Source organism: Allorhodopirellula heiligendammensis (assembly GCF_007860105.1).
Taxonomy (GTDB): Bacteria; Planctomycetota; Planctomycetia; order Pirellulales; family Pirellulaceae; genus Rhodopirellula; species Rhodopirellula heiligendammensis.
In genome coordinates this window covers 22,837-44,284 of record NZ_SJPU01000002.1, presented here as the reverse complement: position 1 = coordinate 44,284, position 21,448 = coordinate 22,837, and the positions used below count along the sequence as shown (strand labels likewise).

Annotated in this window: 12 protein-coding genes and 1 pseudogene; 7 read left to right on the top strand and 6 right to left on the bottom strand. The window is 57.3% G+C overall.

Features of this window, described 5'->3' with window-relative positions; genetic code table 11:
- The first annotated feature begins 280 nt into the window (after positions 1 to 280).
- From Poly21_RS10570 to Poly21_RS10550, 5 genes are all read left to right on the top strand, one after another.
- Positions 281 to 3,637 carry a tetratricopeptide repeat protein gene (locus Poly21_RS10570; RefSeq protein ID WP_146407042.1) on the top strand — a complete coding sequence of 1,119 codons (3,357 nt, stop codon included), beginning with the start codon at positions 281 to 283 and terminating at the stop codon, positions 3,635 to 3,637.
- 77 nt (positions 3,638 to 3,714) lie between these two features.
- Positions 3,715 to 4,740, top strand: coding sequence for a MotA/TolQ/ExbB proton channel family protein (locus Poly21_RS10565; RefSeq protein ID WP_146407041.1), 1,026 nt, complete (start codon positions 3,715 to 3,717; stop codon positions 4,738 to 4,740).
- An 11-nt stretch (positions 4,741 to 4,751) separates the two neighbouring features.
- Positions 4,752 to 5,174 carry an ExbD/TolR family protein gene (locus Poly21_RS10560; RefSeq protein ID WP_146407040.1) on the top strand — a complete coding sequence of 141 codons (423 nt, stop codon included), beginning with the start codon at positions 4,752 to 4,754 and terminating at the stop codon, positions 5,172 to 5,174.
- A 222-nt stretch (positions 5,175 to 5,396) separates the two neighbouring features.
- Positions 5,397 to 8,090 carry a prenyltransferase/squalene oxidase repeat-containing protein gene (locus Poly21_RS10555; protein ID WP_302119741.1) on the top strand — a complete coding sequence of 898 codons (2,694 nt, stop codon included), beginning with the start codon at positions 5,397 to 5,399 and terminating at the stop codon, positions 8,088 to 8,090.
- On the top strand, positions 8,087 to 8,341 hold the full coding sequence (locus Poly21_RS10550) for a hypothetical protein (protein ID WP_146407038.1): 255 nt from the start codon (positions 8,087 to 8,089) through the stop codon (positions 8,339 to 8,341). Before Poly21_RS10555 ends, Poly21_RS10550 begins: the two co-directional genes overlap by 4 nt.
- Before the next feature lie 323 nt (positions 8,342 to 8,664).
- On the opposite strand, the gene nrfD is transcribed toward Poly21_RS10550, so the two are convergent.
- The 5 genes and pseudogenes from nrfD to Poly21_RS10525 form a co-directional block, all read right to left on the bottom strand.
- A complete protein-coding gene (nrfD, locus tag Poly21_RS27405) occupies positions 8,665 to 9,345 on the bottom strand; it encodes an NrfD/PsrC family molybdoenzyme membrane anchor subunit (protein ID WP_302119738.1) in 681 nt (226 codons plus the stop codon).
- Positions 9,346 to 9,421: 76 nt separating this feature from the next.
- A pseudogene (locus Poly21_RS27400) lies at positions 9,422 to 9,532 on the bottom strand (hypothetical protein); the annotation flags it as partial.
- Positions 9,533 to 9,780: 248 nt separating this feature from the next.
- On the bottom strand, positions 9,781 to 10,359 hold the full coding sequence (locus tag Poly21_RS10540) for a 4Fe-4S dicluster domain-containing protein (RefSeq protein ID WP_302118583.1): 579 nt from the start codon (positions 10,357 to 10,359) through the stop codon (positions 9,781 to 9,783).
- A 473-nt stretch (positions 10,360 to 10,832) separates the two neighbouring features.
- The gene (locus tag Poly21_RS10530; RefSeq protein ID WP_146407037.1) at positions 10,833 to 12,311 is read right to left on the bottom strand and encodes a DUF389 domain-containing protein; all 1,479 of its coding nucleotides are present in this window, start codon (positions 12,309 to 12,311) and stop codon (positions 10,833 to 10,835) included.
- Positions 12,312 to 12,328: 17 nt separating this feature from the next.
- Positions 12,329 to 15,496 (bottom strand): vitamin B12-dependent ribonucleotide reductase, encoded by a 3,168-nt coding sequence (locus Poly21_RS10525; protein ID WP_146407036.1) that lies wholly within the window; start codon positions 15,494 to 15,496, stop codon positions 12,329 to 12,331.
- 755 nt (positions 15,497 to 16,251) lie between these two features.
- On the opposite strand from Poly21_RS10525, the gene Poly21_RS10520 reads away from it, so the two are divergent.
- Positions 16,252 to 19,938, top strand: a complete 3,687-nt coding sequence (locus Poly21_RS10520) for a DUF7133 domain-containing protein (protein WP_302118580.1) — start codon at positions 16,252 to 16,254, stop codon at positions 19,936 to 19,938.
- A gap of 33 nt (positions 19,939 to 19,971) precedes the next feature.
- On the opposite strand, the gene Poly21_RS10510 is transcribed toward Poly21_RS10520, so the two are convergent.
- Entirely contained in the window at positions 19,972 to 20,940 is a 969-nt protein-coding gene (locus Poly21_RS10510) for a UDP-glucuronic acid decarboxylase family protein (protein ID WP_146407035.1), read from the bottom strand.
- 283 nt (positions 20,941 to 21,223) lie between these two features.
- On the opposite strand from Poly21_RS10510, the gene Poly21_RS27395 reads away from it, so the two are divergent.
- A partial coding sequence (locus tag Poly21_RS27395) for a hypothetical protein (RefSeq protein ID WP_302118576.1) occupies positions 21,224 to 21,448 on the top strand: 225 nt, incomplete at its 3' end.

Sequence of the window (21,448 nt, the reverse complement as noted above, 5' to 3'; positions counted from 1 at the left end):
CAATCGCAACTGACATGCCGACCAGCGGCAATGAAGGCTGCTGAGGGACCTACCCCGCCTAACACCCACATGTCGGATGACGCTTTGGGCACGACGGAGATGTGTCGGTGATCGAGCGAGGTGCACAGCACCGGCACATGGCTCAAGACGAAAGTGACGACCCCTGCGGGGGTAATGAGTTTTTGCGACGGAGCTCGTCACGAGTTTCGGCAGCGCTTGAAAAGTGGACAAGTATTTAGCCCCGATGGGGCGATCCTAACCTTGTATGAGCTAGTGACGCATGAACCCCAATCGATCGCGAACGCTCGTCATCGTGACGCCTATCGTTTTGATTCTCGCCATGTGGCAGGCATCCTTCACAGCGGTTGCTCAGGAACAGAGCGATGCGGCTGCCAAGTTTGATTCAGCCGCGCTGGCGATATACGCAGACGCCGCCAATTTTCAGACCAACGGCGCACTCGACCTGGCGATTGAAAGTTGGAGAGAGTTTCTCAAAAAGTTTCCCCAGGACAAACTCGCCCCCAAGGCGGCTCATTATCTCGGTGTTTGCTATATGAGCACCGATCCACCGGATCTCGCCAAAGCTGCTGCGGCGTTTGGAATTGCGCTGAAAACGCAGACCTACGAATTGCGCGAAGAGAGTTTGGCCAATCGCGGTTGGTGCCTATACGCCGCAGCGACCAAAGGGGACCAACCTGACAAGTCACTGCTGCAAGAATCGCTAAAAACGTACCAGCAATTATTGAAGGAGTTCCCGGAGTCGCAGTACCGCGACCGGGCGTACTTTTACAGTGGTGAATCTGCATATACGCTCGGCGAACTAAAATCCGCGATTGAGTACTACAGTAAGCTTTTGCAGATGTCGGGTGGGGAGAAATCGCCTCTGCGGTGTGACGCCTTGTACGCGCGTGGGATCGCGCAGGAAGAAAGTGACGACGTCGCTGCGGCGGCAAAGTCCTACGAGCAACTCTTGCAGGCATGCGTCGAATCGGACCTCGTCGTCGATGTGCAGTTGCGTCTGGCCGATCTCGAGATCGTTAGCCAGCACTACGACGATGCGATCAAACTCTTGCAACAGGTAATCGATGAATCCACGGGGCTGGCCACTGCTGACGATCGCGCGTTAGCGATTTTCCGGCAAGCGTTTTGCTATGCGAAACTTAGTAAGCCTCTCGAAGCGGCAGAACGGTACGAGCAGTTGCTTGGCAAGTATCCCGATTCGCGGTTTGTCGCGGCGTCACGTTTAGCTGCCGCCCAGTCACTCTACCAAGCGGGTGAGACGCAAAGGTCCGCCGATGCATTCCGGATCGTGCTCGCTGGTGAGCGTCTCGACGATGCCACCGAGGCGGCCCATTGGCTTGCTCGAATCGATATTGCTAAGGCCGCGGGGGCACCACAGAATTCGCCGGAGATGAAAGCTGCGGCCGAGTCTGCCTACCGCGTCGCGGCACGTCAGTTGGAGACTGGCGCTGAGGGTCAGTATGCGGCCGCACTGCAGCTCGATGCTGCCGAAGCACTCTCGTTTCAGAAGGATCGTCTCAGTGACGCTGTCGCTGGCTTTGAGGCGGTCGCTGCTCAATACCCTGATTCTCATCTTGCTCCGCGAGCGATCTATTTAGCGGCCTACACCGCCCTGCAACTCGGACGCCACGATCAGGCCGAACGTCTCGCCAACGACTTCTCAAAACGGTACGCTGGAAACTCACTCGCACCGGACGCTGCCTTCATCGGTGCCGAAGCGAAACTGCTCGCGGGTAGATCGGCTGAGGCAGCGAAAGACTATCAGCGGCTGCTTGCGGATTCAGCCAATCGCGATCATCCGCAACGAGTTCAGTGGATCTTGCGGGCGGCAACAGCGCTGCAGGCCGCCGATCAGCCTGGCGTAGCAGCGAGCGTGATCGCTGCAGAACTGAGCTCCATCGAGAAGCCGAGCGACCTCGCGCAAGCGTACCTGTCGGTGGGACGGGCGCAGTTGAAGACAGGTGATGCAGCGGCGGCAGCGAAATCTTTTCAGGCCAGTCGAGCGGCAGATCCTAAGAATGCCGATGTTGCCGAAGCCTTGCTGTTAGCGGGGCAAGCCAACCTGCAGGCTGGCGACCAGGATGCGGCCGCGAAACTTTGGCGGGAGCTGGTCAACACATCTCCCCAGTCAAAAACTGCCGACCAAGCACGCTACAAACTCGGACAACTCGCTAGTGACGACGGTAATTATGCCGCGGCAATCGAACAGTTTGAACCGGTGATTCAATCGGGACGCGATCCCGCACTGCGACCCTTTGCGCTCTACGGGAAAGGATGGGCGCAGATGTCGTTGCAGGATTACGCCAGCGCGGCGGAGACGCTCAGCGAGGTCATCAGTGAGTTTCCGCAACATCCGATTCTCGACGATGCTTTATTGGCACGCGGGATCAGCTTGCGAAACTTGAACCAGTATGAGGGGGCCGCCAGCGATCTGACGCAGTTCCTGGCAACTCAGCCCACCGGCACCCGGCTCGGCCATGCCTTGTACGAACTAGCACTTGTTCGTCAAAAACAGAATCAGCCTGCGCAGTCCGCGGCAAGACTGAATGAATTGGTGCAACAGGTGCCCGACTACGCTGGCATGGACAAGGTGCTCTACGAACTGGGGTGGTCCCTCAAGGAGGCCGGCCAGACGGACGCAGCGATCAAGCAATTTCAATCCTTGATTGCGGATTACCCGGAAAACGACATGGTTCAAGAGGCGGCCTATTTTGTCGGCCAGAACCAGTACCAGAGCGAACGCTGGGCCGAGGCGGCAAAATCTTTCGAGATTGCAGCGGCCGCTGGGGCCGAGAATGATGACGGCGACGAGGGACTGCTGGAAAAGTCGCTCTATCGCTTGGGGTGGTCACGTTTCAAAAATGGTGACTATGCGGGCGCCGAAGCAGCCTTCGGACGACAGTACCGCGACGTGCCTGCTGGCCCACTGAGTCTCGACGCGATGATGATGATCGGCGAATCAAGGTTCAAGCAAAACCAATTCGAGACGGCGCTGAAGGCATACAACAAAGCACGTGAAAAAATCGTTGCCGATAACGATTCCGCCAAAACCATTCGCGATGACGCAGAGCGGCAAGTTCGCGAGCTGACGCTGCTCCACGGTGGTCAGAGTGCGGCACAGCTCAAACAATGGTCGTCGGCGATCGAGTGGTATGACGAACTTCGCCAACGCTTTCCTGCTACTACCTATCTCCCCCAGGTTTTCTATGAGTCCGGGTTTGCCTATCAACAAGCAGGCGATGAGGAGCGCGCCTTGCGGTTGTACGAACAAGTGGCGGAGAGTTACCGCAACGAGTTGGCCGCGCGGGCGAGATTCATGATGGGGGAGATTTACTTCGCTCAAAAGCAATACTCCAAAGCGATTCCGGAGTTCCAACGAGTGATGTATGGATTTGGTGCAGAGCAGGCCACCAACGATATCAAGAACTGGCAGGCGAAGAGCGGGTTTGAGGCCGGCCGATGCGCTGAATCTCTAGTCGACGTCGCCAAGACAGAGTCGGCCCGAGCGAAGGCACGCGGATTTGCAGAGCGGTTTTACCAGTACGTGGTTGACCGGCACGGCGACCACGAGTTAGCGCAAAAGGCACAGGAACGGTTGCAGTCGATTCAGGGCTAACCCATTCGACAATTCGGTAGGTCGGTTGCTAAGATTGAATCTTCCCATGAACCCGCGTCGAAACTGAAAGTTCTGGAATGCGTTTCTTTTCGCTCGATCACAATTCTGCACAGCGATTTCGCATCAGCCGACGCTGGGGGCACGTGCTGACGCTAGCATTGACGGGATGGTTGGTCGCGGCGTCATCGTTTCCGGCATTCAACCTTTCACCGGTTGCCGCTCAGACGACGGATAGCGATCAAGACATGGGCATCGTTGACGCCGCTGATATTGAATCGGTTATGAGCGATGCTCCTCAACCGTCGGTAGGCGACAGTAGCGAAGGCCCATCGGGGATTGATCTGTATTCGTTGATCACTCGGGGAGGTTGGTTCATGGCGCCAATTGGGTTAATGAGCATGCTCGTCGTCACGCTCACTGTCGAAAGAACGCTGTCGTTGCGGACCAGTAAGATTGTTCCCAAGCGATTGACGCGGCAGCTTGCCGAGTTGTCGGCGACACCAGATCAATTCTCACCCACGCACGCATGGGAGCTCTGTCATCAGTACCGCTCGCCAGCGGCTCGTGTGATTACGGCGATGCTGATGCGGACGGGGCAACCGCTTGGTGAGATCGAGCGGACAGCAAGTGAAACCATTCAACGTGAAGCGAATCGATATGCTGCTCCCGTCCGTTGGCTCACTCTCGCTGCTGCGGCAACGCCTTTGATGGGTTTGCTCGGTACGGTGTGGGGCATGATCGTCGCGTTTCACGAATCGAGCACATTGACTGCGGATCGCAGCCGCAGCGAGCAGTTGTCGGAAGGGATTTATACGGCGTTGGTGACCACCCTGGCTGGATTGATCGTCGCGATACCGGCTGCCATCTTTGCCCAGTATCTGGAGAATCGAATTGCGAAGCTCTTCTACCGCATCGAGGAACTCGCCTTTGGTGTCGCCCCCGGGCTCACGAGATTCGTCGGCCGATCGCGAGTGGACTACAACGGGCTCTTGCGACCGATCGAAAGCACGCCACCTCCGGTTAGCACCCATTCGCCGCAGCAATCGAAGTTGCGCCCGAAAGGCAATACGCCCACCCCGCCTCCAGTTACCTCACCATCTTAAGGTAACCATTGATGGCCATTGAACTTAAAAAGTCAAACATTGCTGGCACGCTCAGCCTGACACCGTTGATCGATGTGGTGTTCCTACTGCTAATTTTCTTTCTCGTCACGAGTGAATTTGAAGACGAAGAACGGCGGCTCGATATTGTCTTGCCGTCGGCGACCAGCGCCGTGCCCATGACGAGCAAACCACGCGAGATCGTCGTGGACCTCGACAGCGAAGGGACGATTTACTTGCGTGGAGAAGTGACGTCGCTAGACAATTTTGAAGCTTTGCTCAAGAAGGCGGTTGCGAGCAATCCAACGAGCCAAACGGTTGTGATCCGCGCTGACCAAGCGACCAGTTTCCAGCCCGTGGTCAACGTCATGGATGTCTGCAATCGGACCGGCGTGAGTGATTACTCCGTTACCACGAAAGACCTTCCCCGCAGTTAAGAACGTAATAGGGTGTCTGACACCGTAATTGACTGACACCGTAATTGACCCGACGAACCGATCCTTTTCTCACTGACTGCTCGAGAGGTTTCTACCTCTGCGTGAACACGTATTAAAAACGCTGTGCCTTCCAACGATCCCGCGCCGCACTACCCCGACTCATTGTCGCCGCAGAGTCCTGTCTTCTTGATCGATGAGGATGAGGACGAAGTCAGCGAGCCGATGTGGCCGTTGGATATTGGCATGATGGCGTTAGCGGGACTCGTGCTCTACATCGTGTGGAAATATCTCTCGTTTGAGGACCCACGAGTGTTCCATAATCGCTGGACGTATCTGATCGCGGTGCCCGTGATCACGATTGTCCTGTCGATTGGTCTACACTTTGTCGCGTCTCAGTTCGTCAAAAAATCGATCCAAGTCGGGTTCCTCTTCAGTACGATTGTGCACCTGTTGCTATTGATCTTGGCCGTTCAGTTGGTGATCTTTCCGCATTATTTCCCGGAGGCATTTGCGGGAGTGAAACCGGAGCGTTCCCCGATACGCAAGACCGTACCGGAGTACTTGTTTAAAACGCCTGAGGAGACTGAGGCGGTCACCCCTGATTGGTCGCAGCCAGTCGATGCCGAGACCACCTCGCGAGTTATTCCACGCGAGGAGCGTCAATTGCCGCCGCTGGCTCGCTCGTCGCCCCAATTGGAAATGCCGCGTCCGAGCGAGCAACCCCAGCCGACACCGCAAGAGTTTTTAATGCCGCGGCCTGAACCTGCAGCTTCGAAACCGAAACCCGCCGACGCACCTTCAAAACTTGCCCGCCAACGCGTTCAACGGGAGACGCTTGCTGTCCCCACCGAAGCGTCGCCTCAGGCGCCGACAGTTGAGACGGCGCCGCAACCGCGCGACGATGCCGTGAGTGCTGAGAAAGCAACCGTGATGAGTCGAACGGAGCGAGACCAGTCCAGCTCAGCGGTTGCGATGGCGGCAGCCGCCCCGGACCTGCCACAGATTGATTCGCTACCCTCGCCCACCCCTGCGATCCGTCCACTTGCCGAGGCGACGCCGCAAGTGGGAACTTCAGGATTTGCACGCGAACGCAGCCAACGTAGGCAACCCGCACCGACTCCTCCGGCTGGATCGGCTCCGGCCCCGCCGACCGTTTCCATCGCCCGGCTCGACGTGGGCGCCGAACGGATGGTGGCGCCGATTGATACACCAATTCGGCGACGCAGCGATGCGGTCGGTGCTCAACTATCGGCCGCCGCATCGGATTCCTCCGCTCCAGCGGCGATCACTCAGCGAGAAGATGCGGGAGGCAATCTACCGCAGCGCAGCGAAATGGCGTCCATGGCTGGATTGCCTGAACCCTCTGCTGCGATGCAAGAATTTAGCCGGCCCCGCTCGACCCGTCGTCGCGGCCCGTCGGGGCAGGGGCAAGCCGCAGCGGATGCTCCGAATGTCGGTGCGATCGCGAAAATGCTCGCCGACGCCCAGGCTCAGACGGGCGACGCCGGTGAGAGAACTGGCGACGCTGCCGAACGCGTCATGAGCAACACGCCGCAGCCTCGTTCCGCGCAGGGCGAATCCGATGGGTTGCCAAACCTGTCCGCCTCGTCCGAGCCTGTTTTTGACATTTTGGCGCCCGACGGCAAGGTAGGCCTGGCGAATAAACTTGCTGAGATTTCCGGCATATTGCCATCGGACGAACCCAGTGAAATGGCATCGATGGACCTGACGAGGGAGCGGCGTGAACGCCGTGACGTAGGTGGCCCAGTGACCCCGGCAGGCACCGCGATCGCCGCTGTTGAGGAATTCAGCCGCCGGGTCCAACGCACCCAAGGTGGCGCTGCGCCAGCGCCCGCAGGCATGGTCGGTCCGGAAACCGAACAGGCAATCGAACTGGGACTCGCTTACCTTGCCTCGATGCAGCGGGAGGATGGTAGCTGGTCGCTGCAGGGACACGGCGAAGAGGTGGTCTTACGAAGTGATACCGCTGCCACCGGGATGTGCTTGCTGGCCTTTCAGGGGGCCGGTTACACCCATCGTCAACATCAGTACGCCGCGGTCGTCGCCAAGGGACTGAAGTTTTTGCTCAAGAATCAAAAATCCAATGGCGATCTGTATCGGCTCGAAGATCCTGTCAGCAATCAGAACGTGGCGCTCTATTCGCACGGAATCGCTTCCCTGGCGCTTTGCGAAGCCTATGGGATGACGCAGGATCGTGAACTGAAGGAACCCGCCCAGAGATGCATTCACTACATCGCAGGCACTCAACACCGGCGTCGCGGCGGATGGCGATACACGCCCCAGGTGAGCAGCGATACCTCCGTGACCGGCTGGATGATGATGGCCGTCAAAAGTGGTGAGCTGTCCGGATTGAATGTACCGCCTGAGGTTTACGAAGGAATGGATCGATGGCTGAGTCTTGCCAAACTCAGTCCCGCCCACCTCGATCGCTATGTCTACAATCCCTTCGCGCCCAACACGCCACAGCAAGCCCACGGCCGACTGCCGACTCCAACAATGACGTCTGTAGGCATCTTGATGAGAATGTACTCCGGATGGAGCCGTGAGATTCCGGAGATGCAGTCGGCAGCAGACTATATCTTGGAATACCCCCCGCGAATTGGCACCCGTCAAGAACCACTGCGAGACACCTATTACTGGTACTACGCCACCCAGGTGATGTTCCATATGGGCGGCGATTATTGGGAGAAATGGAGCGGGTTTCTAACGCCCGTCTTGATCGATAGTCAGATCAAACGCGGTCCTCAAGCGGGCAGTTGGGATCCTGAGTTTCCCGTTCCCGACCGCTGGTCACCCCACGGCGGCCGGCTGTATGTTTCCGCCATGAACCTGCTCAATCTCGAAGTCTACTACCGGCACCTGCCGATCTATGACAAAACGGCTGGCGACAGATGACACGTCGTCGTGGATACCGGAAGCTATTTGTCTTCTCGGCGGTACTCGCTGTAATTTGGCTCATCGCATTGCCTTGGTTGACCGCGCTTCCGCACACGCGTCGCTACCTCGAGCGACTTGACGCCGAAGGGATTGACCCCGCCGCGATGTACTACACCGAGCTACCACCGCATCTGTTTGCGGACGCTCTTCAACCCAAGCAACATCCATCGCCAGATACTCGAAAGTCAAACGCGACCGGTTTACCATGAGCAATGGACCGAGGGAGTTATCCATCACCTCGGATGGACCGCGCCAGTAGCCAGACGTCACCATTGCTCACATGCGAGCCCCAAAGCGGATCGCCAAGTTTGCCGATCTTCGTGAACGCTCCGTTCCGAGGTCACCCAACGATCGGCAAGTCGTTCGTTTTCTGAAGAACGTTCCCCAATGCTGAGAATCGAGTTATCGCTGCAAGTGCCCGCGAATGTTCATTGCCGCATCGCCACAATTTTCAGTGATCCACTCCCGCGATTCTGAACGAACTCCAGTCACCACGAGGCGCGCCTCCGTCAGACGAATCAGTTGTACGGAGTCAATGGGAAGAATGATCCGAAATCGGTTGTCGCAGCGTTGGCAGCGCGGCCTTGATAGCGATAGTGAAAACCATTAGGCCGAACGCCCAAATACCGACGGTGACTTTCCACTCGAGTTGACTGGGGGCGTATTCAACGATCTCGTGCAAAGTGCTAGGGATGAATCCCGGAATGATTAGGCCCATCCCCTTTTCAATCCAGGCACCGACGAACGCCATCAAACACGCTGCGACCAACATGGGACGGCGATTGAGTGCCAATAGTCCTGGCCACAGGAACAACACTGCCGCGAAGAGGTTCAGCACGATCGCGGTCCACGTCCATGGAACGAGCCCCGTTTTGCCATGCAGCCCGAAGTACGCGTATTTCGCGGCACTGACGTGAGCACTGCCGGTGTAGAACTCAGTGAAAAGTTCCGAGATTACCATCAAGAGGTTGATCAAGATCGTGACGCGGACAATTTTGGTCAGCGTCGCGATAGGTTGGTCGAGCCCCGTGATCCCCGACAAGCGTTTGATAATGACCATCGAAACAATGATGAACGCGGGCCCTGAAACAAATGCGGACGTAAGGAACCGCGGTGCCAACAGCGCTGTGTTCCAGAATGGGCGACCGCCCAATCCGCAGTAGAGAAACGCCGTGACCGTGTGAATCGAGATCGCCCACACGATTGAGATCATCACAAATGGCACGTACCAGACGGGGTTGGGGGTGCGTCCCAAGGTCGGCGACGACAAACATCAAGCACATCACGATCGCCGCGATCGCGAGCAATTCACCAACGATGACGACATCGTGCATCTTCTGATCGTGATACAGATAGGCCGGAATCACCATCATCACGCCGCCTGCGGCCAGCCCCACCATGAACGTAAAGTTGGCGATGTATAAACCCCAGCTGACCTGGTCGGTCATGTTCGTGCCCAGCATGCCGCCGGCGACTTGATTGGCCCAGGCATTGGCACCGACTAGGAAGATTGCGGTCAACATCGTCATCCAGGCATAAAACCCGAATGAGCCCTCGGTGGCCAGCCACAGCGAACGCCCAAGGAATCTGGGATAGCTCGAAATGTGTGACTCATTGGCGGGAATACTACTCATCGTTAGCCAGATTTTTAATCGAAGTAGTAGAAAAATGCCGGCTTGGTGCCAAGTTCCTCTTTCAGGATGTAGGCGCGTTTATTTTCGAGAATCCACCGGATGTTCGAGTCCGGATCTAGGATATTGCCAAACACGCGGGCTCCCGTCGGGCACGCTTCAAGGCAGGCTGGTAGTCTTCCCCGCCGCGTTCGATGCAAGCAGTACGTGCATTTTTCGACAACTCCGACGGGGCGCACGCGGTTACTGAGATAACTCTGGTCAGGATTGATTTCGTCGGCAGGAATTTCAGGTTCCTTCCAGTTGAACCGCCGGGCATGATAGGGGCAGGCCGCTTCGCAGTACCGGCAACCGATGCACCAGTTGTAGTCAACGACGACGATACCATCCTCCTCTTTCCAGGTCGCCTTGACCGGGCAGACGTCGACGCACGGTGGCTCGTCACACTGCTGGCACTGCACCGGTAAATAGAACTTGTCGTCTTTCGGTACTAAGCCCGTGTAAGTTGTAGTCGCTTGTTCCATGTCCATGGTGCCCCTGCGATCATCCCGCATCCGGTCGAGAATACGACCGACGCTGCGTGCTATGCGTGCCATGGCAGTGGTGTCGAAATGGCGGGATTGCGGGCGAGTGTCATGTCGCATCAGTATTTGGCCAACTGTACCCAGTGTCATGCACCGTCGGCAGCTCTCGATCAAGGCGTGAGCGTCGAGTCGGTACCGATGCTACCGCCACTCGATGTGGTGCCCCAAAAATAAGTCTGCCGATGAAGTGGGCGCCGCCTCCGAGGCGGCGCAGCCCCAGAATGACGTCGATGAGGAATCGTGAACGCGTTCCCGCGTCTCCCCAGGCAACGGATGTGAGCGCTCAATGGAACCGGTTCAAGCGGTTGTCGCTGGCTGCTGTTCGCATCCCCTTTCGAGCGCTCCAGTATCTCTTTGGTGGCGCGAGGGAGTCACCGAGCCGGCGTGCATTTTTACAAGGGCGGTTACGGAAACTACTGCCGCCGACGCGTGTCGGCTGACTCGATGAGTAACCTGCCACCTGAGTAATGACATGCGGCGAACAGCTAGAGAAACAGTCGCTCGAGATGCAGCATCCACACGAATACCATGAGCACCACTGTTAACAACAATACAGTCGTTCGCGTGGCCCACTTGTTGTCCTTTACCTTGGCCACCCCGCCTTCGGTGCGTCCAGAAGCGGATGAGACGACACGCAGGCCTCTTGCGTAGAGGACAAACGACGTGCCGATCATGATGGTCAACACGTTCACGCTCACCAGTAGTAACGGTCCGAACACTGGCCAACCGTGATCGGTTACCTCCCAGACTCCGAAGGCGGCTTGCAGCCCTGCCGTTGCGATTGGCGGGACGAGTGCCGCCGCGATGGCGGCCCCGGCGAGGGCAGATGAAAGGTGGCTGCGCGTCCGCGCGTAAGAAGCGGCCATGCCCCCGACTAACCCCACGCAAAAATCCAGGGGTGAAGGATTGCAGCGACTCCACATCTCCGCCGTCACCACCGGGGTCTGCACAGCGCGAACCAGCAATCCAAACAGAAAGCTCGAGAAAAATCCACCGGCAAAACCAATTCCAATGGTCAGGCAAGAAGTTTGGAACAGCGGTCGGTTGCCCTGGGCGAGTGATAGGCCCGCGCCCATGATTGGGGTCATCAGGGGGGCGATCAGCATCGCACCAATGATCACGGCAGCGGAGTTTTGCAACAAGCCAAACGCCGCCAGCATCGCCGCCGCTGAAATCAGACCAAGAAATTCCCAGTTCGGCTGAGAGCCTTCCGAGAGTGACTGTGCGAGCTCGAGACGCGCGTCACGATCCATCGGTTCAGCGACATGACTGGCCCAATAACGAACTTGCGTTAACAGGGATCGATCCCACCCCTGTTTGGCATGGACCAACGCAATGGACGCTTTCGATGACTGGTGGAGTAAAGCCCTCGCTACGCCGTACTGCGATTGATGGGAGGGGGATTCAGGAAATGGAATCCATATCAGATCCCCTTCATCGCACCGCTGTTGCTCCAGCCGCAGAGCTTGCTCGACGTCCGCGTCGGGTGGTCCCCCGTCTTGTTGCAACCAATCATGGTCGAGTTGCAACATTGGCGAGATACCAAGTAATCGACGCGATACGGTGGTCGTCATGGCGTGCAACGGATCGTCGAGCGAGAATATGTGATCTTCACGCTCGGGAGGCGGCGCCTTGACGCTCAACCATACCGTTTCCACACCGCACCGCTCGAACACGGCTGCTTGCAGTCGGTCGTCGTCGACATCGTCCACCATGACTAACAGCCGACACTTCGTGGTATCCATCTTGGCCACCACGGCGTCGACGTCCGCAGCCACTCGATCGACAGTGACCGATTCGTTTCCCTGTTGCATGGCGGATTCGACCTGCCGCGCCAACGCACGGTGCTCCACTCCCAGTACAACTGCATTGGGAACACAGTTCAGGACGCTGGCAAATCGGTGCAACCAGGGCAACCCGTCGGCCAGCTGACGTTGCGAGCCGACGAGTAAGGTGACGTTCAATTCAGTGGTTTCAAAGTTTAGCTGCAGCCCATTGAATTGCCGCAATTGTGGCAGAGGTAGCAGTTGCCGTTGCGGACCGTGATGCTGCCACAGTTATCGCAGCTCGGTGCATCGGTTTGGAACCTGGAAAACTGGTCGGCCTGACCGCCCAAGTGAACTTCGGCGGATCCATTGGTGGGAGCCACACTCACCTGCGATCCGTTACTGCCGCCCATGGTGGCCATCAGGATCGCACGTTCCGCAATCGCGACCGCCGCGCTGGCGTCATTCTTCAGGTCACGCATCACCGAATTGGTTTCCTGCTTGATCGCCGATTTAGCTACCACAGGAGCAGCGACACCATTCTCCACCTTCGCTCCACTTAACAAGTCACTGCCTGTGGCCAGCTCAGGACCGTTACCCGGCGATGCTTGAGCGACATGATCGTGCCCTGACATGAACGTGATCCCCAGCCAACGGGCGATGTAATCGACCACACTCTTGGCGATTCGAATGTCTTTGTTGGTCGTATGCCCCATCGGCTCAAAGCGAGTGTGACTGAACTTGTTCACAATCACATCGAGCGGTACGCCGTACTGCAACGCAATCGACAGGGCGGTGCCAAAGCTGTCCATGATCCCGCCGATTGTCGAACCTTCTTTCGCCATCGTGATGAAAATCTCGCCAGGCCGACCGTCTGGGTACAAACCAACGCAGAGGTAACCTTCGTGGCCCGCGATGGAGAATTTGTGCGTCAGGCTTTGACGGGTGTCGGGCAAGCGTTCACGGCTCGGTTTGTAGACGATCTTTTCAACCGTCTTCGTTTCAATGCGAACTTCGCCGTTTGTCTTCGAGTCGCTCTGTTTGGTATTGAGCGGTTGGGATTGCTTACTGCCATCGCGATAGATCGCAATCGCCTTGAGCCCCAATTCCCAACCCCAGAAATAGGCGTCGGCGATGTCTTGCGGCGTCACGTCGGTGGGCATGTTGACGGTCTTGGAAATCGCTCCCGACAAGAACGGTTGCGCCGCTGCCATCATCGTGACGTGCGCTCGCCAATTGATGCTGCGGATCCCGCCGGCTGGTTTGAACGCACAATCGAATACGCTGAGGTGCTCGTCCTTCAGACCAGGTGCACCTTCGATCGTGTCATTCTCGTCAACGTACTTCAAGATTTCGTCGATGGCAATTTGATCGTAGCCGAGCGTTTTGAGACCCAGCTTGACCGTTTGATTCACGATTTTGAGCATCCCGCCGCCGGCGAGTTGTTTGTACTTCACCAGCGCGATATCCGGCTCGATGCCGGTCGTGTCGCAATCCATCATGAAACTGATCGTGCCGGTAGGGGCCAACACGGTAGCCTGTGCGTTACGGAAGCCGTATTTCTTACCGATCTCGGTGACCTCGTCCCACAGTTCCGTGGCGGCGACCTTCAGTTCTGGTGGTCCATCATCGTTGATCTCGTCGCAGGCGTCTCGGTGCATTTGCATGACCCGATTCATGGGTTCTTCGTTCCCCGTGTAGCCTTCGAACGAGCCCACGACTGCTGCCATTTCGGCGCTGGTGCGATTGGCTTCGCCGTGCAGTAGCGCGGTTAATGATCCGCACAATCCCCGGGCGGCATCGCTGTCGTAGGCCAGTCCCGATGTCATGATGACGCTGCCGAGGTTCGAATAACCGAGGCCCAGTGGGCGATACAGGTGACTGTTCCGAGCGATTGGTTCAGTTGGGTAGCTAGCGTGATCAACTAGAATTTCCTGGGCGATGAAGAACGTCCGTGCGGCGGCGCGGAATCGCTCGACGTTGAAACTGCCGTCCTTGCCAACGAACTTCATCAAGTTGATGCTCGACAGATTGCAGGCTGTATCATCGAGAAACATGTACTCGCTGCAGGGGTTGGATGCGTTGATCGCACCGCTGTTGGGGCAGGTGTGCCATTTGTTAATCGTCGTGTCGTATTGCACACCCGGGTCACCGCAATGCCAGGCGCACTCGGCCATTTTGTTGAGCAGTTCCTTGGCATCATACTGCGGGGCCGCTTGAGTCGGCTTATCGGTGACCCAGCGAGTCTGCCACTGTTCCCCCTTGCGGACACTCTCCATGAACTCGTCGGTCAATCGCACCGACAGGTTCGCGTTCTGGAAGCACACGCTGCTATAGGCTTCGCCGTTGAAGTTCGATTCGTAACCTTCACGGATCAATGCGTGGGCCTTCTTCTCCTCAGCCCATTTGCATTCGATGAACTCGAGGATATCCGCATGCCAGACTTTGAGCGATTGCATCTTGGCAGCCCGGCGGGTCTTGCCGCCCGATTTCACCACGCCTGCGATGGAGTCGTACACTCGCATGAACGACAGCGGGCCCGAAGGCGTGCCACCCCCAGAAAGTTTCTCGCGTTGGCTGCGGATGGTCGAAAGGTCCGTTCCCGTTCCGCTGCCGAACTTGAACAGCATCGCTTCACTGCACGCCAACCGCATGATGTCTTCCATGTTGTCATCGACGCTTTGGATGAAACAGGCCGAGCCCTGTGGGAACTCGTAGGGGTTTTCCGGTTGGTCGGTCGTTTGTCGCGTGGCGTCCCAATGCCAATTGCATTTCGATCCGCTCACCCCGTACTGCGTATGCAGGCCAACGTTGAACCATACCGGGCTATTGAATGCACCGTGCTGATGCAGGCACAACCAGGTCAGATCGCGATAAAAACGCTCCCCGTCCTCGGGCGTATCGAAGTATCCATCGGCCAAACCCCAATCCGAAATCGTACGGGTCACTCGGTGCACGAGTTGACGCACGCTACGTTCTCGCTCGCCCTGCGTGTTGGGATCGCCGTAGAAATACTTGGAGACGACGACGTTGGTGGCCAACTGGCTCCAGCTCGATGGAATCTCGCAGTCGTTCTGCTCGAACAACGCCTTGCCGCTCTCATCTTTGATCGTCGCACTGCGCAAGTCCCACTGGGTCGTTGCGAAGGGAGTTCGCCCATCTTCAGGACAAAACTCGGCCTCGAACTTCAACCCGGTTCGCTCGCCCCGCGGTGCCGCATTGAACTTGGTACGGGCGTACTCCACGCCATGTTGCGAATCGACCTTCTCAAGCGCCGGGTCGTTGTGGGGCGTGTTGTTCGCACCCTGTGCGTGCTTTTTCGCCTCGGTGGTTTGGTGGTTGCGAGCGGCTGGATCAGTTTGGGTCGGCAAAACAGTGGACATGGTGGGGTCACAGGCTCCGGAAAGAAGGCATCCTTGCGGCAAACATCCTTGCGATTTCTTTCAGCAGAATCGAATGTTGCAGCGGACGGAGAAAAAAACGATTCATTAGACAAGCGTCGAAATCATTCAGCCGACGCACACGACATAGCTTCTCATTTCCCCTGCATTAGGGGGGCACGCCATTGGTGCCGGCGGCTTAGCAGAATAGGCGAATTCGATACATTCGCATTTGCTAGCACTACCGGTAGTGGCTTCCATGCCCTCGAGGCACTACATGTGGACGACGAGGAGAATGTTATGCATTTCCTAAGCTGTGTCAATCAAAACTTTTGAAGTGACTTAACTCATGCTTGGCGTAGAACTTACGCCGTAGTCCCTCCGGTGCTCTGACTGGCTCGAGTGCCCTGTGTGTCGTCGTAAAGTACTGTCCCACGATGACTTACAAGATCCCTGGCAGGGGTGAAACCGCCCCGTGGAAAACTTGTCCGGAATCGCTTTTTTGGGATTCTTTCGCCAAACCGCTACAGCCAATGACAATCGGCTTGGCAAGCTGGTTCGGATAGGTGGAGATTTGGGGGGCACCAGCTTGGCCCGAGGCTGGGCGAAGCGGCGGACACTTGGGTGCGTCAAACCACCCCATACTCAACTCGGATTGATTGATTACAGTTGAGCTCGCCCCTGGTCCTCCTCGAAAACCGCCGGTTTGAGATGGAGGCATTCTGATCCGCTGTCACCATCGACCCTTGATTGCCCGCATGACGAGAACTTTCACGATGGCCCTGTTTGCCACCCGGTTTGCCCAACTTGCCAGTCTTTCGCTGTTTCTGTGCACGGGCGGCCCGGCGATTGCCGCGGAGGAACCGGCTGCACGTCCTCTGCGTGCGTTATTGATTGCCGGTGGCTGTTGCCACGATTACGGCTCGCAGCAGTCCGTGATCGCCGAGGGGATCCAGGCTCGCGCGAATGTTCGCGTTGACGTCTACTGGACGGACAATTCAACGACGACTCCCGTCCTGCCGCTCTATCGCAAACTAAATTGGGCGGAGGATTACGACGTCATCATTCACGACGAGTGCGCAGCGGACATCAAAGACGAGGCGTTGGTGAACCGCATTGTGGCCATTCATCGAAAGGTCCCAGCGGTACATTTGCACTGCGCGATGCATAGTTTTCGCACCGGTACCGACGCATGGTTTTCACATCTCGGGCTTCAATCGAGTGGTCACGGCCCGCAAGAGCCCATCGACATTGAGTTTGTCGATCCCGATCATCCGATCACGGCGACCAGTCAAGATTGGACCACGATCGGCGAGGAATTGTACAACAACGTGAAAGTTCTCGGTGCCCATCCGTTGGCGATCGGCACGCAGCAGGTGGGCGGGAATCACCCGCGAACCGAACAGGCGATTGTCGCCTGGACCAATGATACGCAGGGGGCCCGGAGTTTCAGCACAACCATTGGACACAATACGGCAACGGTCGAAGATCCTCGATACCTCGAACTCGTCACGCGCGGGCTACTGTGGTCCTGTGGCAAGCTGAACGAGGAATATCTGCAGCCTTACCAAGGGGAAAACGACACGACGTTCATCAGCAAAGAAAAGTATCAGATTCCCGAAGCGACCGACCTCGGCAACATTCCAGCGGATGCGACATTGGTGAAGGTGACCGCTTCCACTACGCAAGCCGGGCACCCTGCGTATCATGCCATCGATGGCAAACGGGCAACGCGGTTCTGTGCCGATGGAGGAGGATTCCCGCAATGGCTGCAACTGGAATTTGAAGAGCCGCACAAGTTCGATCAGATTCAGATTGTGTGGGAGGATAAGGGTGCCGCTTACCAGTATCGCATGGAAGGCTCTGCAGATGGGAAAGAGTGGGCGACCCTGCTGGACTCCTCTGAGAACGACCGGTCTCGTCAATCGACTCAGTCGCTCGCGGGCGCCGATGCGTTGAAATTTCTGCGGATCGTTGGGTTAGGGGGGGCGACTGGTAAATGGTTCAGTGTTCGGGAAATCAAATTGACCGCTGGTGGGGTCGGGACGTTGTGGCCTGCTGACGTGCAGGCAAAGGCTGACAAGTTCGTGCCCATGGCCGCAGACCGCTATCAGACCCGAGGCAACGTGCCGCCGCGAATTGAAAAACTGACGCCGCAAGCCGAAGCGGCGATTCTGCGAGATGTCCGCGTCCCCGATGGCTTCACTGCCACCGTGTTTGCCTCACCGCCCGCAGTCAACTATCCCGTCTTTGTTGCCGCCGACGTCAATGGAACTCTGTATGTCAGTTCTGATGGTAACGGCTCGCTCGGCCGCAATCCTGAGCGGGGCCGAGTAATTCGGCTGCGAGATCTCGATGGGGACGGTCGCGCCGACGAAACGAAAGTATTTTGTGAGATCGATGCTCCCCGCGGACTGGTTTGGGATCACGATCGCTTGTACTTAATGCATCCGCCCAACCTGAGTGTGTTCTTCGATCATGATGGGGACGGTGTCGCCGATGAACAAAAAACGTTGGTGAAGGGGCTTGCCTTTGATTATGCCGATCGCCCCGCCGATCACACGACGAACGGTCTGAGTCTTGGTGCAGATGGTTGGCTGTATATCGCGGGCGGCGATTTTGGCTTTCTCGAAGCCGAGGGCAGTGACGGAAAGCAGCTCGTCCACCGGGGCGGGGGAGTGATCCGTGTTCGTCCCGACGGATCGGACCTCCAGATCTATTCCGAGGGTACGCGAAATATTCTTGAAGTCGCGATCAGCCCCGACATGGAAATGTTTGCGCGAGACAATACGAACGATGGCGGGGGTTGGGACGTGCGGTTGCACCATTTCACCGGGATGGAGAATCACGGCTACCCACGCCTCTACAAGAACTTCAACGATGAATGCGTCCAACCGCTGGCCGATTACGGTGGCGGTTCGGGCTGCGGGGCGGTGTACATTGATGAGCCAGGTTTCGGCAAGTGGAACCACGCCCCGTTCACAGCGGACTGGGGGACGGGATCACTTTATCGCCACACCGTCACGCGCGACGGGGCGACCTATCAAGAGTCGGCGCCGCCCGAGTCGTTTATCAAGCTGACCCGCCCCACGGATGCAGATGTCGATGGGAACAGCCGGGTGTACTGCGCCAGTTGGCGAGGTGCGACGTTCAATTGGGACGGTCCTGACGTGGGGTACATTGTTTGTGTCCGCCCCGACGACTTCACGCCGCCACCGATGCCCCAGTTCGCCTCCGCGAGTGATGACGAGCTGATTAGGGTGATGGATTCACCCAGTTACCGTCGCCGTATCGAGGCGCAGCGGGAGTTGATGCGACGCGGCAATCCAGCCTTCGAGCAGTTGCTGACCCGTGCCGTCGCAGGCCGATCCCCCGCACGCAATCTTTTACTACGCTTGCAAACCGATGCCACCGATCACGAGTGTGTGTCAGCAATAACGCATGAGGATCCTGTTGTTGTGCACACTGCGATCCGTTGCTTGGCCGCCCGCGGGGCTGCGTCGGTTTGTCTGGATGCGTTGGATGCCAGCAGCAGTCCCGCCGCACGCGATGGGTTGCTGCGGGCTCTCGCGATGATGCATACGCAGGAGGTTGTGGATGGTTTGATCGCGAAATTAACCGATGCCGACGACGAGTTGAGACTCGGCATCGTCTCGGCGTTGTGCAGATTGCACAGCCAGGAAGCTGTCTGGAAAGGTGACTCGTGGGGGACCCGACCCGACACTCGAGGGCCCTATTACGAGCCGGTTTCCTGGAGCGAGTCGGAGAAAATTGCTAACGTATTGCGGACTGTCTTGCCGGAGCTGGATCCTGTCGTTGCGGCCGATTTGGTCCGTCGGCACTATTACCTGGACAAGAGCATTTTTGATCCCGGCGAGACCATGGATGCCGAAGCCCAGCCGGCCGCGCCCGTCTGGTCACCCGAGGAGGTCGCTGTCCTCCAGGAGCTGATCCCGAAGGATGCGGTGAAGATCAATGAGATGAAAATCGACGACGCAGTCGCACAAGCGATAAGCATGCAGGGCAATGTGGAGCTGGGGCGGTACATGTTCACCAAGGCAAACTGCGTCGCCTGCCACACCGTTTCGGAGGACGAGGTGCAGAAAGGGCCGTTCCTCGGCAGCATTGCGAAAACCTATAAACGCCCAGATCTGGCCGTTGCAATTGTGCAGCCGAGCAAGACGATCGCGCAGGGATTCGTGACGAACACGATTCTCACGCTCGACGGTGACGTAATCACTGGATTCGTCACGAACGAGCGCAGTGAGCAGGTCACGCTCCGCGACCAGACCGGTAAAGAAACGACCATTGAGAAGGAGGAAATTGACTTTCGCAAGACGTCCGATATCTCAGTGATGCCCACCGGCGTACTCAACGAATTCACCGTTTACGAGTTTGCCTCCCTCCTGGATTACCTGGAGTCGCTGTCGCCAGCGGCGCAGTAACACGGTTTCAGAAAGCCTTCTTAGAAATACGTTCTAAGAATAGTTCGGTGTTGGTGGGCGATAGTCGCCCATGTTGATCGATTGAAACCACTCAATCGTGTGCTTCAGGCCGTCGTCGAGTTTCACGGTCGGCTGCCAGTCCAAGTGCCGTTTGGCCAGAGTGATATCCGGGCGGCGGCGGGTGGGATCGTCTTCGGGCAGAGGCGCGAGGACGAGCTTACTCGCCGATCCCAAAATCTCGATTACTTTCTCCGCCAATTCACGGATGGTGAACTCGTCTGGATTACCGATGTTGACCGGGCCAATGAAGTCATCTTGGTTCATCATTCGGATGATGGCCTCAACGAGGTCGTTACGGTAGCAGAACGATCGTGTCTGCGATCCGTCGCCGAACAAGGTGATGTCTTTTCCTGCGAGTGCCTGGCGGATGAAATTCGACACGACGCGCCCGTCGTAAGGATGCATTCGCGGTCCGTAGGTATTGAAAATCCGCACGATCCGAGTGTCGACACCGTTACTGCGGTGATAGTCCATGAACAGCGTCTCGGCGACACGTTTGCCTTCATCGTAGCAGGCCCGGATGCCAATTGGATTGACATTACCGCGGTAGGATTCGGTCTGCGGATGCTCTTCTGGATCGCCGTAGACTTCACTCGTGCTCGCCTGCAGAATCCGTGCACCGCAGCGTTTGGCAACCCCTAGCATGTTGATCGAGCCAAGCACGCTGGTTTTAATCGTCTTGATCGGATTGTACTGGTAGTGACCTGGTGCAGCGGGGCAGGCCAAGTTGTAAATCTTGTCGACTTCGAGATGAATGGGCAGCGTGATATCGTGGCGGATCAGTTCGAAATTCGGGCGACCGAGCAGGTGCGCAACGTTGGTTTTCTGACTGGTGAAGAAATTATCCAGACAGATGACGTCGTGGCCGTCCTCGACGAGTCGCTCACAGAGATGGGAACCGAGAAAACCGGCACCGCCAGTGACAAGAATACGGTCAATCATGGATCACTTTCGAGAATCGAGGAAGCCGAATATCGTCGCGAACTCGAACGATTTTGTCGAGCGGGCGGCCCATTGATTTCGGGTCGTGCTCTAACAGGCTAGAAGGGGCCACCCAATTTCGGCTAGTTCTGGATTCGAGTTCGTAACACTTAACAACCGAAAACTCGCGTATCCAAGCCGGAGTAAGTTTCCAACCCCCATCGGATCGTTCATTAATCTCGATCGGGCTCATCCGGCCGGCGCGCTGGCGAGCCCGACAGCGAAGGACCAAGTGAATGTGGTGGTGCAACACCGAAAAAGTCAGGCAATCGATGGCAAAAACCGAGGCCAAGAACTCCAGTCGATCGCGAAACCAAACCCGCCGAAGTTCGTAAGAGTTCTCCGTCAGCGGATCATCACCACAGGGGAAGGCACCTCGGACACATCTCTATATGCAATGGACCACTGGGGCTTCGGACGAATGCAAGACTTCACCACGAGCTCGACGGGGCATCGCATCAACTCCAGG

Excerpts from the sequence above, each read along its gene's own strand:
- Poly21_RS10570 (WP_146407042.1), top strand. The coding sequence starts at position 281 with ATGAACCCCAATCGATCGCGAACGCTCGTCATCGTGACGCCTATCGTT.
- Poly21_RS10565 (WP_146407041.1), top strand. The coding sequence starts at position 3,715 with ATGCGTTTCTTTTCGCTCGATCACAATTCTGCACAGCGATTTCGCATC.
- Poly21_RS10560 (WP_146407040.1), top strand. The coding sequence starts at position 4,752 with ATGGCCATTGAACTTAAAAAGTCAAACATTGCTGGCACGCTCAGCCTG.
- Poly21_RS10555 (WP_302119741.1), top strand. The coding sequence starts at position 5,397 with ATGTGGCCGTTGGATATTGGCATGATGGCGTTAGCGGGACTCGTGCTC.
- Poly21_RS10550 (WP_146407038.1), top strand. The coding sequence starts at position 8,087 with ATGACACGTCGTCGTGGATACCGGAAGCTATTTGTCTTCTCGGCGGTA.
- nrfD (WP_302119738.1), bottom strand. The coding sequence starts at position 9,345 with ATGATCTCAATCGTGTGGGCGATCTCGATTCACACGGTCACGGCGTTT.
- Poly21_RS10540 (WP_302118583.1), bottom strand. The coding sequence starts at position 10,359 with ATGGCACGCATAGCACGCAGCGTCGGTCGTATTCTCGACCGGATGCGG.
- Poly21_RS10525 (WP_146407036.1), bottom strand. The coding sequence starts at position 15,496 with ATGTCCACTGTTTTGCCGACCCAAACTGATCCAGCCGCTCGCAACCAC.
- Poly21_RS10520 (WP_302118580.1), top strand. The coding sequence starts at position 16,252 with ATGACGAGAACTTTCACGATGGCCCTGTTTGCCACCCGGTTTGCCCAA.
- Poly21_RS10510 (WP_146407035.1), bottom strand. The coding sequence starts at position 20,940 with ATGATTGACCGTATTCTTGTCACTGGCGGTGCCGGTTTTCTCGGTTCC.